The 13,524-nt window shown below is 67.1% G+C and carries 10 protein-coding genes, 1 tRNA gene and 2 rRNA genes (1 of these 13 running past the window's edge); 11 read left to right on the top strand and 2 right to left on the bottom strand.

The window, feature by feature from the left end; all coding sequences use genetic code 11:
• From E6C72_RS03920 to E6C72_RS03880, 9 genes are all read left to right on the top strand, one after another.
• Positions 1–348 (top strand): 23S ribosomal RNA (locus tag E6C72_RS03920); it begins 2,398 nt to the left of the window's first position.
• Positions 349–496: 148 nt separating this feature from the next.
• A 5S ribosomal RNA gene (gene rrf / locus E6C72_RS03915) occupies positions 497–612 on the top strand.
• A 76-nt stretch (positions 613–688) separates the two neighbouring features.
• Positions 689–765 (top strand) — tRNA-Met (locus E6C72_RS03910).
• A 226-nt stretch (positions 766–991) separates the two neighbouring features.
• Complete coding sequence (locus E6C72_RS03905) at positions 992–2,248, top strand: helix-turn-helix domain-containing protein (protein ID WP_109443504.1); 1,257 nt, start codon at positions 992–994, stop codon at positions 2,246–2,248.
• 161 nt (positions 2,249–2,409) lie between these two features.
• Positions 2,410–3,558 (top strand): flavodoxin-dependent (E)-4-hydroxy-3-methylbut-2-enyl-diphosphate synthase, encoded by a 1,149-nt coding sequence (gene ispG / locus E6C72_RS03900; protein WP_109443503.1) that lies wholly within the window; start codon positions 2,410–2,412, stop codon positions 3,556–3,558.
• Positions 3,559–3,595: 37 nt separating this feature from the next.
• Positions 3,596–4,942, top strand: coding sequence for a glutamyl-tRNA reductase (gene hemA / locus E6C72_RS03895; RefSeq protein WP_109443502.1), 1,347 nt, complete (start codon positions 3,596–3,598; stop codon positions 4,940–4,942).
• On the top strand, positions 4,917–5,990 hold the full coding sequence (gene prfA / locus E6C72_RS03890; protein WP_109443501.1) for a peptide chain release factor 1: 1,074 nt from the start codon (positions 4,917–4,919) through the stop codon (positions 5,988–5,990). The genes hemA and prfA overlap by 26 nt, the downstream gene beginning before the upstream one ends.
• 4 nt (positions 5,991–5,994) lie before the next feature.
• The gene (gene prmC, locus E6C72_RS03885) at positions 5,995–6,843 is read left to right on the top strand and encodes a peptide chain release factor N(5)-glutamine methyltransferase (RefSeq protein ID WP_109443500.1); all 849 of its coding nucleotides are present in this window, start codon (positions 5,995–5,997) and stop codon (positions 6,841–6,843) included.
• Positions 6,844–7,125: 282 nt separating this feature from the next.
• Positions 7,126–7,563, top strand: a complete 438-nt coding sequence (locus E6C72_RS03880; protein ID WP_109443499.1) for a DUF4167 domain-containing protein — start codon at positions 7,126–7,128, stop codon at positions 7,561–7,563.
• 26 nt (positions 7,564–7,589) lie between these two features.
• Here the strand turns inward: E6C72_RS03880 and E6C72_RS03875 are convergent, their stop codons facing one another.
• Both E6C72_RS03875 and E6C72_RS03870 read right to left on the bottom strand, forming a co-directional pair.
• Complete coding sequence (locus E6C72_RS03875; protein WP_109443498.1) at positions 7,590–8,354, bottom strand: MOSC domain-containing protein; 765 nt, start codon at positions 8,352–8,354, stop codon at positions 7,590–7,592.
• A 128-nt stretch (positions 8,355–8,482) separates the two neighbouring features.
• Positions 8,483–9,034, bottom strand: coding sequence for an NUDIX domain-containing protein (locus E6C72_RS03870; protein WP_109443497.1), 552 nt, complete (start codon positions 9,032–9,034; stop codon positions 8,483–8,485).
• Between the two features lie 320 nt (positions 9,035–9,354).
• On the opposite strand from E6C72_RS03870, the gene clpB reads away from it, so the two are divergent.
• Both clpB and E6C72_RS03860 read left to right on the top strand, forming a co-directional pair.
• A complete protein-coding gene (gene clpB, locus E6C72_RS03865; RefSeq protein WP_109443496.1) occupies positions 9,355–11,958 on the top strand; it encodes an ATP-dependent chaperone ClpB in 2,604 nt (867 codons plus the stop codon).
• Between the two features lie 180 nt (positions 11,959–12,138).
• Positions 12,139–13,521 (top strand): aspartate aminotransferase family protein, encoded by a 1,383-nt coding sequence (locus E6C72_RS03860; protein WP_109443495.1) that lies wholly within the window; start codon positions 12,139–12,141, stop codon positions 13,519–13,521.
• The last annotated feature ends 3 nt before the right edge of the window (positions 13,522–13,524 follow it).

The raw sequence follows: 13,524 nt of genomic DNA, 5'->3' as shown, positions 1-13,524 counted from the left end.
CAAGGGTTCGGCTGTTCGCCGATTAAAGTGGTACGTGAGCTGGGTTTAGAACGTCGTGAGACAGTTCGGTCCCTATCTGCCGTGGGTGTCGGAGTTTTGCGAGGATCTGTCCCTAGTACGAGAGGACCGGGATGGACATACCTCTGGTGCACCGGTTGTCACGCCAGTGGCATGGCCGGGTAGCTAAGTATGGACGGGATAACCGCTGAAAGCATCTAAGCGGGAAACCCACCTCTAAACCAGAGCTCCCTTGAGAGCCGTGACAGACCATCACGTCGATAGGAGGCATGTGGACGGACAGCAATGTCTGAAGCTAAGCCTTACTAATCGCTCGATCGGCTTGATCTCGACCCCACAAACCGCGCCATGCGCAGCAGCAAGCCTGCTCACAAAACAGCAGCTTGACAGCACGCGCCGCAGTTCGATACTCCTCCCTCACTTGCACTGAACAAGCTACAAGCTTCGGAAAAACAGCGTCGGTCTTGAGCCTGGGTGACCTGGTGGTCATGGCGAGGTGTCAAACACCCGATCCCATCCCGAACTCGGCCGTGAAAAGCCTCCGCGCCAATGGTACTGCGTCTTAAGACGTGGGAGAGTAGGTCGCCGCCAGGTCACTCAGCCTCAAGAGACGCTCAACACAAAGCTCATCCTTGCATCCTCACAGTCCGTCACCCCACACTCGAACATCCGCGGGGTGGAGCAGCCCGGTAGCTCGTCAGGCTCATAACCTGAAGGCCGCAGGTTCAAATCCTGCCCCCGCAACCAGTTCAACAAAAAGCCCGCACTCCAAAGGGAGTGCGGGCTTTTTGCTGTTCGCACCGACGGGCTTCTGCACCCAGTTGTCACGGCCCTCGTTTCCTGACCCGTGGTCATAGCGGTTGCGCCGTGGGGGTGGCATGTCGTACCCATTTCGCAAGTTGCATCCACGCGGATGCCCCCGCCGCGCATGCTTTTCCGGTATGCGCGCAAGCTGCGAGCAGATGGCGAGCCCATGGCCAAGCGCAAGGTTTTCGACGATTTCGATCCGGCCCCGCCCGGTCCTTCTGTCTCCGAGACTCTGCGCGCGACGCGCATGGCGCATGGCTATGACCTGCGCGACGTCGCGACGATGCTGCGCATCCGCTATCCTTACCTGCTGGCGATCGAGGAGGGACGATATCAGGAACTGCCGGGCAGCACCTATGCCATCGGTTTCTTGCGTTCCTACGCCGAATGCTTGGGGCTCGACCCCGACATGGTCGTCACCCGCTATAAGGAGGAGGCGGCCGGTAGCGTCCGCCGCCAGGAGCTCTATCTGCCGACACCGGCGGCCGAAGGGCGTGCATCGGGTGGGACTCTGCTGCTCGGCACGCTGGTGTTGGCCGGCATCGTCTATGGCGGCTGGTACTATCTGTCGGCGACCGACCGCTCGGTGGCTGACCTCGTCCCGACCCTGCCGGATCGGTTGGTCTCCTTGCTGGACGGCGTGCAGACCAAGCCGGCGGAACAGGTCGCGGACCAATCCGCAACCTCGAGCCAGCCGGGTGCCGAACCCTCGGTGCCCGCTCCGGTGATCACCGCGCCGTCGCAATCCACAAGCCAAGCCCCGGCAAATCCGGTTCCCGTCAGTTCGGCTCAGGTCGGGGCCGCGCCTTCAGTCCCGACGGCGGCCTCATCGGTTGCTGTCCAGCCGTCTACCGCTGGCAAGCCGATGCAGGCCAATACGCCTGCCGCCACGCCCGCGCCGGCAATCCCGCCGGGCGCGGCTGCCAGGCCGCAGGTCACCGCCGCCGCTCCCGCCATTCCGCCGGTTCTGTCCGCCAACACACCCGCTGCCAACCAGACGGGTGGGCAGGGCATCGTCAATGTGCCGGCCCCGCCGGCCGAGGATGATGACGAGGCGTCACCGCAGGATCCGACTCCGCTGAACGCCGCCGCGACCCCTTCGACCAGCCCTGCCACGCCGACCGCCTCGGTGCCGGCCAACGGCAAGGTCTATGGCACGCTGAACACCAACGCGAAGCTGATCCTGAAGGCAACGCAGGAAAGCTGGCTTCAGGTGCGTGATGGCAGCGAGATCGTTTTCACCCGCGTGCTGAAGCCGGGCGACACCTTCCGCGTTCCCGACAAGCCGAATGTGAAGATCCGTACCGGCAACGCCGGTGGTCTGGTGGTGATGGCGGATGGTGGCGAAAGCCCGCCGCTGGGCTCCGTCGGGCAGGTGCTGCGCGATGTCGCCATCGACAACCACGGGGTGGTCCGGCGCTGAAACCGGGCGGTGGACGCCAGCCATGCCCAGCCATGCGTTGACGGCGTCCCACCGCCCCTCTCCCTTGAATACCGGGCGCCGGAGCGCACTTCTGGCCTGACGCCGGCTGCGCTAGGATGCGGCCCCGGCATTTCCTATCGCTGTCCAGAGGCTGACCTGAGATGACCGTGCGCGCCTACCGCCAGATCCTTCGCCGCAAATCGCGCCAGATTCGCGTCGGCAACGTGCTTGTCGGCGGCGATGCGCCGATCTCGGTCCAGACCATGACCAACACGCCGACCACCGACGTGAAGGCGACGGTGGAGCAGATCCAGGCGGCCGAGCGGGTGGGGGCGGACATCGTCCGCGTATCCTGCCCCGACCGCGAGTCGGCTCTGGCGCTGAAGGACATCGTGCGGCAGGTCAAGGTGCCGATCGTCGCCGACATCCATTTCCACTACAAGCGCGCCATCGAGGCGGCGGAGAGTGGTGCCGCCTGCCTGCGCATCAACCCCGGCAACATCGGTTCGGCCGAACGGGTGCGCGAGGTGGTGAAGGCGGCCAAGGATCATGGCTGTTCGATGCGCATCGGCGTCAATGCCGGCTCGCTGGAGCAGGATCTGCTGGAGAAATATGGCGAGCCCTGCCCGGAGGCGATGGTCGAAAGCGCGCTGAACCACGCGAAGATCCTGGAAGACAACGATTTCCGCGAGTTCAAGATCTCGGTGAAGGCGTCGGACGCCTTTCTCGCCGTCGCCGCCTATCAGGGCTTGGCCGAGGCCTGCGACTATCCGCTGCACATCGGCATCACCGAGGCGGGCGGCCTGCGCGCCGGCACGGTGAAGTCGTCGATCGGGCTGGGCATGCTGCTGTGGTCGGGCATCGGCGACACGCTGCGCGTCTCGCTGTCGGCCGATCCGGCGGAAGAGGTTCTGGTCGGCTACGACATCCTGAAGTCGTTGGGCCTGCGCCGGCGCGGCGTCACCGTCATCTCCTGCCCCAGCTGCGCCCGGCAGAACTTCAACGTCATCAAGACGGTGGAGTTGCTGGAGCAGAAGCTGGCCCACATCACCACCCCGCTGACCCTGTCGGTGATCGGCTGCGTCGTGAATGGTCCGGGCGAGGCGCGGGAAACCGACATCGGCCTGACCGGCGGCGGCAACAACACCCATCAGGTCTATCTATCGGGTGTCACCGACCACCGGCTGAAGGATCAGGACATCGTCCAGCATCTGGTCGGGCTGGTGGAGAAGAAGGCGGCGGAGATCGAGGCGGCGAAGGCCGCTGTGGACGCCGAAACCAAGCAAGACGTGGCCCCCGCCGCGGAGTAAGCTGCCTGGGAATCGGGCAGGGACAGCGACCCAAGGCGTGACCACCACCTCCTACCTCGTCATCGGCGCCAGCCACCGGACCTGTTCCGGCGTCGTCCGCGACCGCCTGTCCACCGACGAGGCGGAAGTGGCTGGCATGCTGGAGCGGCTGCGCGCGGCGGGGGTGGGGCAGGCGCTGTGGCTCAGCACCTGCGACCGGGTGGAGGTGCAGGCGGTCCATGAGCGCCCGAACGAGGCGGCCCTGGCGATCGCCGAGGTGATGGCCGACCGCGCCGGGCTGGCGACATCCGATCTGGCGCCGCAGCTCTACACCCGCACCGGCATCGACGCGGTCCGCCACCTGTTCGCGGTGGCCTGTTCGCTCGACAGCCAGATCGTCGGCGAGCCGCATATCCTGGGCCAGTTGAAGGCCGCCCATCGCAGCGCCTCCGGCGCCGGGATGACCGGGCCGGAACTGGAGGCGGTCTTGCAGGCCGCCTATGCCGCCGCCAAGCGGGTGCGCAGCGAAACGCCGATCGCGGAGGGCGCCACCTCGCTGGCCGCCGCCGCCATCCAGGTGGCGCGCGACCTGCACGGCGACATCAGGCGTTGCGGCGCGTTGCTGGTGGGGCTGGGCGACATGGGCGCCCTGGTGCTGGAGGGGCTGCGCGAGGCCGGACTGCCGCGGCTGACCGTGGCGGCGCCGGTGGACCGGCGGGCGGAAGCGGCGGCTCGGCGGCTCGACGGGCATTTCGCCCCCTGGGCCGATCTGGAGACGGCGATGACCGGCGCTGATATCCTGGTGACCGCAGCCGGTCTTGGGCGCTATATCCTGACCGCTCCGTTGATGGAGGCGGTGCTGAAGCGCCGCCGCCGCCGGCCGGTCTTCGTCGTCGATGCCGCCATTCCGGCCGATGTCGATCCGGCGGTGGCCAGCATGGACGGCGCCTTCGTCTATGATCTGGGCGATCTGGAGCGGGTGGCCTTGCAGGGCCGGGTTGGGCGCGAGGCCGCGACCCAGGCGGCCTGGATGATCGTGGACGAGGCGGTTGCCGCCTTCGCCCGTGACCGGGCGGAACGCGCGGCGGTGCCCGCCGTGGCTGCTCTGCGCACCCATTTCGAGGCGGAGCGGCGGCGCCTGTTGGCAGGGCATGCCGATCTGGACGCGGCGTCGGCGACCAGGCTGCTGGTCAACCGCCTGCTGCACGCCCCGTCAGAGGCGCTGCGGGCACTGGCCGCCGACGGCAGCGGCGAAGGGCTGGCCGAACGTGCCGCGGCCGAACGGCTGATGTTCCGGCTCTTTGGGTTGGATAAGGTCGGGCTGGACAGGGTGACGGGCGCGGCACTGGAAGAAAACGAACGGGATAAGGACGAGCGACGTGAGCCTGGACGAGAAGTTCGATAAGGTAATGGCCCGGTACGACGAGCTGCGCGACACGCTTGCGGCCGGCCTGACCGAGTCCGGCGACTTCGCCCGGCTGTCCAAGGAATATGCCGACCTCACCCCGATCGCCGAGGCCATCGCGGAGCTGAAGAAGGGCCGCACCGAGGCCGCCGATCTGGCGGAGATGATCGCCGCCCCGGATGCCGATCCCGAAATGAGGGCGATGGCGGAGGAGGAATTCCACCTCCTGACCAAGCGCATCCCGGACCTGGAGCGCAAGGTGCAGATCTCGCTGCTGCCGAAGGACGAGGCGGACGAGAAGAATGCCATTCTGGAGGTGCGCGCCGGCACCGGTGGCGACGAGGCCGCCCTGTTCGCTGCCGAACTGTTCGAGATGTACCGCCGCTATGCCGGTCTGCATGGCTGGCGGTTCGAGGCGATGGACGTCAGCGAGACCGGCATCGGCGGCTATAAGGAGGCCACCGCCAATATCACCGGCCGCGGCGTGTTCGCCCGGCTGAAGTTTGAGTCCGGCGTCCACCGCGTCCAGCGCGTGCCGGCGACTGAGGCGCAGGGGCGCATCCACACCTCCGCCGCCACCGTCGCCGTGCTGCCCGAGGCGGAGGAGGTGGACATCCACATCGATGAGAAGGATCTGCGGATCGACGTCTTCCGCTCCTCCGGTCCCGGCGGCCAGTCGGTCAACACCACTGACAGCGCGGTGCGCATCACCCACCTGCCGACCGGGCTGGTGGTGAGCCAGCAGGACGAGAAGTCGCAGCACAAGAACAAGGCCAAGGCGTTGAAGGTTCTGCGTGCCCGGCTGTATGACCGCGAACGCGCTGAAAAGGACGCGGCCCGCGCCGCCGACCGTAAGAATCAGGTCGGCAGCGGTGACCGGTCGGAACGTATCCGCACCTACAATTTCCCCCAGGGACGCGTGACGGACCACCGCATCAATTTGACGCTCTACAAGATCGACAAGGTGATGGCTGGCGAGGCGCTGGACGAACTGGTCGACGCGCTGGTGTCCGAGGACGAGGCGGCGCGTCTGGCGGAGCTGGGGTGAGCGCATGAACCTCCGCACCCTGCGTGCCCAGGCCGAGGCGCGGCTGCGCGAGGCGGGTGTCGATACGCCGGACCTCGACGCCCGCTATCTGCTTGAACATGCGCTGACTCTCACCCGCACCGATTTCGTTACGAAATCGGAACAACTCCTTCTCGATGCCGATGCTGCCCGTGCCCTGGCGCTGGTCGAGCGCCGTGCGGCGCGGGAGCCGGTGGGGCGCATCCTGGGACACCGGGAGTTCTGGACCATCGATCTCGCCCTCAATGCCGACACGCTGGAGCCGCGACCGGACACCGAGACGGTGGTGGAAGCGGTGCTGGCCGCTATTCCCGACCGCAAGGCTCCGTTGAGACTGATTGATTTCGGAACCGGAACGGGCTGCATCCTGCTGGCGCTGCTGTCGGAGCTGTCGAACGCCACTGGCGTGGGTGTCGATCTCAGTCCATTGGCGGTGCAGGCGGCGGCCGGCAATGCCGAGCGCAACGGGCTGGCGGACCGCGCCCGCTTCCAGACCGGCGATTGGGCCAAGGGGATCGAAGATCGTTTCGATATCGTGGTATCAAACCCGCCCTATATCCCCAGCGCCGATATCGCCACGCTGGAGCCGGAGGTGCGGGAACATGACCCGCTCCGCGCGCTGGATGGCGGGCCGGACGGGCTGGAGCCTTACCGTATCCTCGCTGCCGATCTGCCGCGGCTGCTGGTCCCTGGCGGGCTGGCAGCCTTCGAGGTCGGTCAGGGCCAAGCGGAAGACGTGGCGGCACTGGTCGAAGCCCAAGGGTTGGGGGAAACCGCCATCCTCTGTGACCTTGGTGGGGTAAAGCGTTGCGTCAGGGCACGGAAGGCCCCGTGAAGGGGCGCTCATCCAAAAAAACGGTTGGATCGGCGGGCTTTGGCGGGTAGTGTGCGATACACGACCGCGAACCTATGGCCTGCGGAGCAAGAATCTCGGATGGTTTTCTGCCGAGCGCTGACCGCCATGGCCTGCCGCACCCGATGCGGACGCGTCGTTTGAACCCCGTGAGCGACCCATGGAAATCGTCCATGGCGGGCCCGGCGGCCGGGCCGGAAGGCCGGATGGCCGCCGGAGCGTTCCGGGGACTGCGCTTCTCTTGCATGGGGCCTTAAGAGCCGAATGAGACAGGGACCGAACTCCAGGCGTTCGCGTGGTCGTGGCAATAGCGGCGGCGGGGGCAGCGGCGGTGGTGGCGGCGGGGGGGGTGGTGCCGGCCGGCGCCAGAACGTTCCGCTGCGTCACCAGACCTTCGACAGCAACGGCCCCGACGTCCGCATCCGCGGCAATGCGTGGCAGGTGCAGGAGAAGTATCAGGCGCTTGCCCGCGACGCGATGTCGTCCGGCGATCGCGTGCAGGCGGAAAACTACCTGCAGCATGCGGAGCATTACCTCCGCATCATCAACCAGATCCAGGAATCGGAAAACCGCCAGCGTGGCGGTCAGCCCGGCAATGGGCACGGGCATCAGTCGCAAACCGCTTCGCACGCCGGCGACGAGGACGATCAGCCGTCCGAGGATGAGACCGACGGCGAGGAACGGGCGGCCGTCAACGCCTGATATGTGACGCTTTCCAGATGTGACGTTTAATCGGCTGGCATGACCGGGTCGCCCACCGCGATCCGGCCGCCGCCGATCACCCGGGCGCGCAGCAGGATCTGGCTGTGACCATAGCCGCGTTCCATGATGTTCGGCAGGCTGAGGTCGGCGACGCCGGTGTCCGGGTTCACATCATTGCCCGGCGTGCAGTCCAGCGCCTCAACCACCTCAAGCGTTGCGTTGCCGATGGTCAGGGTCTGGCCGATCCAGCCGCGCTCGGTCCAGGGATCCGGGCCGTCCACCAGCAAATTGGCGCGCAGGCGGCGGGGATCCACCGGTTGCTTGGCGATCCGCTCTTCCAGATCGCGCAGGCTGGCGAGGCTCAGCAGCGTGACCGACGGTTCCTCGCTGTCGCCGAAGGCGCCGTGCCGCGCCTCGATCAGGCGGGGCATGCCGGGGACGATTCCGGCCAGATAGGCTGCGAAGAACTGTTCCACCAGCGTGCGGCCCATCGGCTGGTCCAACCGACCGCGTGACACCTGCCGACCACCGCGACGGATGATCAATGCCTGTGTCGCCTCGTCGAACTCGGTCTGCAAGGCCGCCAGCTTTTCCGTGCGGTCCAGCGTGAAGAAGTCCGACGGCAGGCGCCAGCCCTGCGTTTCGGTGTCCAGCGCGGCCGGGCCGTGCAGCAGCCCGTACCGGCGGTCGAGCGGGATCGCCTGACCGGCGGTCAGGTCGATGGCGGGAAGATCCTGGCCGCTCATGCCCTTGACGGGATAGCGGCGGATGGCGGTCAGTGTGGCGTTCATTGCACTGCACAATGAAAGGGCCGGAGCGTCCCTGTCAACCGATGCGGTGCCTGTTTCTCACCCTGCGGCTGGGGTATGGCAGGCCGGATCGCCCGAACCGCCCGCTCCACCCCCTTGATCTGGTGCCCCTACCAGCGTTCGGCGACGGGCCGGCGGCCAAGAAATTCCTCCAGACGCCGCCCGGTCGCCGGCGATAGCCCGGCAGGCAGCCGGTCGAGCGGGAAGAAACGCGTCTCCACGATCTCCACCCCATCGGCCTTGGGGATGCCGCTCCAACCGGGCACGACATAGACTGCCACATGGTCGCTCGCCCCGTTGCGGAAGCGGGCATAGATGCCCAAAGGCTGAGCGGGACGGTCGGCGATCAGCCCGACCTCCTCCCGCACCTCGCGCCGCATGGCGTCGACCAGCGTCTCCCCTCGCCCGACGCCGCCGCCCGGCAGATGCCAGCCATCGACATAGCTGTGGCGGATCAGCAGGACGCTGGGGGATGGCTGATTCGACTCGTCAATGATGATCGCCCGCACCCCCATGGTCAGTGGCCGGGCGATCCGGTGCCAGACCCCGCGCAGGGTCCAGGCGAGGCGGAGCAGGCGGGCCGTCATGGTTCGGGGCATCGGCTGATCGGCGGGTGCCGGCTTTGTGCTGGTTGGGGAACCGGAGGCGGCCAGATCGGTCATGATGAAATCCGGAACGGGGAGCCAATGGGAGGCGACGGGTGAGAGGCGGCGGGCAGGTTGAAGGCAGTCTAGCTGTGGGCGGCAGCGATGGTGTAGGGGGCAATCGGCGGGTGGCGCGCTACCTCTTTTTCCCGGTCCTAGCCGGTCTGGCGGAAGGTGCTGTGGCGGCGTTTCTCCAGCGATAACCTTTCTGCGCCGATGGTCTTGCATGGCCTGCTGCCTTGCCTACATCTTCGGCAGCATCCTTGCGGATCGCACAGTTGCGTGGATCACGTTGACCGGGCTGCCTCGCGGACGGTCGACAGGAGAAGGGGAGCATCATGGATTTCGAGCAATACACCGAGCGCAGCCGCGGGTTCATTCAGGCCGCGCAGACCCTGGCCGTGCGCCGTGGGCATCAGCGCCTGACCCCGGAACATCTGCTGAAGACGCTGCTGGACGACAAGGAAGGCCTTGCCGCCAACCTGATCCGTGCGGCGGGCGGCGACCCCAAGGCGGCCCTGTCGGCGGTCGATGCCGAACTGGACAGGCTGCCGAAGGTCGAGGGCAGCGGCGCCGGCCAGCTCTATCTGACGCCCGAACTCTCCCGCGTCTTCGAACAGGCGGAGAAGGTCGCCGAGAAGGCCGGCGACAGCTTCGTCACCGCCGAACGCATCCTGCTGGCGCTGGCCATGGCCGACGGTACCCCGTCGGGCAAGGCGCTGAAGGCTGCCGGCGTGACACCGCAGGCGCTGAACACCGCCATCAACGACATCCGCAAGGGCCGCACCGCCGACAGCGCCAGTGCCGAGCAGGGCTATGACGCGCTGAAGAAATACGCCCGCGACCTGACCGCCGCGGCGCGCGATGGCAAGCTCGATCCCGTCATCGGCCGCGACGAGGAAATCCGCCGCACCATCCAGGTGCTGGCCCGCCGCACCAAGAACAATCCGGTGCTGATCGGCGAGCCCGGCGTCGGCAAGACCGCCATCGTCGAGGGGCTTGCCCAGCGCATCGTCAAGGGCGACGTGCCGGAAGGCCTGAAGAACAAGCAGTTGCTGTCGCTCGACCTCGGCGCGCTGGTGGCCGGCGCCAAGTATCGCGGCGAGTTCGAGGAGCGGCTGAAGGCCGTGCTGTCGGAAATCCAGGCGGCGGCCGGCGAGATCGTCGTCTTCATCGACGAGCTGCACACGCTGGTCGGCGCCGGCAAGTCGGACGGCGCGATGGACGCCTCCAACATGCTGAAGCCGGCGCTGGCGCGGGGCGAACTGCATTGCGTCGGCGCCACCACGCTGGACGAGTTCCGCAAGTATATCGAGAAGGACGCGGCGCTGGCCCGGCGTTTCCAGCCGGTTTTCGTGTCGGAGCCGACGGTGGAGGACACCATCTCTATCCTGCGCGGCCTGAAGGAACGCTACGAGGTCCACCATGGCGTGCGCATCACCGACAGCGCCATCGTGTCGGCGGCGACCCTGTCCAACCGCTACATCACCGACCGCTTCCTGCCCGACAAGGCCATCGACCTGATCGACGAGGCGGCGAGCCGCCTGCGCATGGCGGTGGACAGCAAGCCGGAGGCCATCGACGAGCTGGACCGCCGCATCATCCAGCTGAAGATCGAGCGCGAGGCACTGAAGCGCGAGCAGGATTCCGCGTCGCGCGACCGCTTGGTCAACCTGGAGCGCGAGCTGTCCGACCTGGAGCAGGAGTCGGCCGAACTGACCGCCAAGTGGCAGGCCGAGAAGGACCAACTGCAGGGCGCGCAGAAGATCAAGGAGGATCTGGAGAAGGCCCGCACCGAACTGGAGACGGCGCAACGTGACGGCAACTGGGGCCGGGCGGGCGAGCTGGCCTATGGCGTCATTCCCGGCCTGGAGAAGGCCCTGAAGGATGCCGAGGAGCATGCCAGCAGCCGCATGCTGAACGAGGAGGTCCGCGACGGCGACATCGCCGCCGTGGTCAGCCGCTGGACCGGCGTGCCGGTGGACAAGATGCTGGCGGGCGAGCGCGAGAAGCTGCTGGCGATGGAGGACAAGCTGCGCGGCCGGGTGATCGGCCAGGACGAGGCGATTGTCGCGGTGTCCAACGCCGTGCGCCGGGCGCGGGCCGGCTTGCAGGACCCGAACCGTCCCATCGGTTCCTTCCTGTTCCTTGGGCCGACCGGCGTCGGCAAGACCGAGCTGACCAAGGCGCTGGCCGAATTCCTGTTCGACGACGAGACGGCGATGGTCCGGCTCGACATGTCGGAATACATGGAAAAGCACTCCGTCGCCCGCATGATCGGCGCCCCTCCGGGCTATGTCGGCTATGAGGAGGGTGGGGCGCTGACCGAGGCGGTGCGTCGCCGGCCCTATCAGGTCGTGCTGTTCGACGAGGTGGAGAAGGCCCACCCCGACGTCTTCAACGTGCTGCTCCAGGTGCTGGACGATGGCCGGCTGACCGACGGGCAGGGCCGCACCGTCGATTTCCGCAACGTCGTCATCATCATGACCTCCAACCTCGGCTCGCAGGCGCTGGCCGAGCAGGCGGAGGGCGAGGACAGCGCCGCCGTGCGCGACGAGGTGATGGAGGCCGTCCGCGCCCATTTCCGGCCGGAGTTCCTGAACCGCCTGGACGAGATCCTGCTGTTCCACCGGCTCGACCGCCGGCATATGGGCGGCATCGTCAAGATCCAGCTCGGCCGCCTGACCAGGATGCTCGCTGACCGCGAGATCACGCTGACGGTGGACGAGGCGGCGACAGAATGGCTGGCCGAGGCCGGTTACGACCCGGTCTACGGCGCCCGTCCGCTGAAGCGGGTGATCCAGCGCGAGTTGCAGAACCCGCTGGCGACCCTGATCCTGGAAGGCCGCATCAAGGACGGTCAGACGGTCGCGGTCGGTGCCGAAGGCGGCTCGCTGACCATCGACGGCCAACCGGTCGGCGGGTTGGTTCGCAAAGGGTGATGTCTCAGGGGCTGACGTCTGTGCCTGCCGCATTGCACCGATGAGCGCGATGCGGGTTTGTCGGGTGGCTGAACTGTGCGTATGATCGGCGGAACTGTTTAACATATCGAACAGTTTCCGCCGATCCTTCGAGGATGGCGGGGCACCGCACCCGAACGCCCGAACAGGAAGTCCCCTTCCATGACCGCTCCCGTCAGCACCGCCGGCAATTCCGCGGCCAGCCGCGACAAGGCCTTCGTCCTCCATCCCTACACCAACCTGCACGCCCACGAGACGCAGGGGCCGATGATCATCGAGCGCGGCGAAGGCATCCGCGTCTTCGACGATGGCGGCAAGGAGTACATCGAGGGGATGGCCAGCCTGTGGTGCGTCTCGCTCGGCTGGGGCGAGGAGCGTCTTGTCCAGGCGGCGACCAGGCAGATGCGGCAGCTGTCGACCTATCACATCTTCGGCCACAAGTCGCACGAGCCCGGCATCGATCTGGCGGAAAAGCTCATCGGTCTGGCGCCGGTGCCGATGTCGAAGGTCTTCTTCGCCAATTCGGGCTCGGAGGCCAACGACACCGCGATCAAGCTGATCTGGTACTACAACAACGCGCTCGGTCGGCCGGAGAAGAAGAAGATCCTGTCGCGCCAGCGCGCCTATCACGGCGTCACGGTGGCGACCGCCAGCCTGACCGGGCTGCCCAACAACCACCGCGACTTCGACCTGCCCATCGCCCGCATCCTGCATGGCGACTGCCCGCACCAGTACCGCAACGGGCTTGAGGGCGAGAGCGAGGAGGCCTTCGCCACCCGGCTGGCCGAACAACTGGAGGCGCTGATCCTGGCGGAGGGGCCGGACACCATCGCCGCCATGTTCGCCGAGCCGGTCATGGGCGCCGGCGGCGTCGTGGTCCCGCCGGCGACCTATTTCGCCAAGATCCAGCCGGTGTTGAAGAAATACGACATCCTGCTGGTCGCCGACGAGGTGATCTGCGGCTTCGGCCGCACCGGCAATTTCTGGGGCAGCCAGACCATGGGCATGCAGCCGGACATTCTGACCTGCGCCAAGCAGCTGTCGTCCGGCTATCTGCCGATTTCCGCCGTCATGGTGACCGATGCGATCTATCGGGCCTGTGTCGAGGAGAGCCGGAAGATCGGCACCTTCGGCCACGGCTACACCTATTCCGCCCATCCGGTGGCGGCGGCGGTGGCGCTGGAAACGCTGACCATCTACGAGGAGCGCGACATCGTCGGCCATGTCCGCTCGGTCGCTCCGGCCTTCCAGTCACGGCTGAAGGCGCTGGCGGCGCATCCGCTGGTCGGCGAGGCCCGCGGCGTCGGCCTGATCGGTGCCTTGGAACTGGTGGCCGACAAGGCGACCAAGCTCTCCTTCGACCCGCCCGGCCGCGCCGGCGCCCTGGTCAACGGCCTGGCCCAGGACAATGGCCTGATCGTCCGCGCCATGGGCGATTCCATCGCGCTCTGCCCGCCGCTGGTGATCTCCGAAGCGGAAATCCACCAGACCTTCGACCGCCTGACCAAGGCGCTCGACTCCGCGGTGCCGGTCCTGCGGGGATAAGGG

Source organism: Azospirillum sp. TSH100 (assembly GCF_004923295.1).
Lineage (GTDB): Bacteria > Pseudomonadota > Alphaproteobacteria > Azospirillales > Azospirillaceae > Azospirillum.
The sequence above is the reverse complement of the archived record's forward strand: the minus strand, read 5'-3'. Positions and strand labels throughout refer to the sequence as shown.

Coding starts and splice junctions, on each gene's coding strand:
- E6C72_RS03905 (WP_109443504.1), top strand. CDS start 992: ATGGCCAAGCGCAAGGTTTTCGACGATTTCGATCCGGCCCCGCCCGGT.
- ispG (WP_109443503.1), top strand. CDS start 2,410: ATGACCGTGCGCGCCTACCGCCAGATCCTTCGCCGCAAATCGCGCCAG.
- prmC (WP_109443500.1), top strand. CDS start 5,995: ATGAACCTCCGCACCCTGCGTGCCCAGGCCGAGGCGCGGCTGCGCGAG.
- E6C72_RS03880 (WP_109443499.1), top strand. CDS start 7,126: ATGAGACAGGGACCGAACTCCAGGCGTTCGCGTGGTCGTGGCAATAGC.
- E6C72_RS03875 (WP_109443498.1), bottom strand. CDS start 8,354: ATGAACGCCACACTGACCGCCATCCGCCGCTATCCCGTCAAGGGCATG.
- E6C72_RS03870 (WP_109443497.1), bottom strand. CDS start 9,034: ATGACCGATCTGGCCGCCTCCGGTTCCCCAACCAGCACAAAGCCGGCA.
- clpB (WP_109443496.1), top strand. CDS start 9,355: ATGGATTTCGAGCAATACACCGAGCGCAGCCGCGGGTTCATTCAGGCC.
- E6C72_RS03860 (WP_109443495.1), top strand. CDS start 12,139: ATGACCGCTCCCGTCAGCACCGCCGGCAATTCCGCGGCCAGCCGCGAC.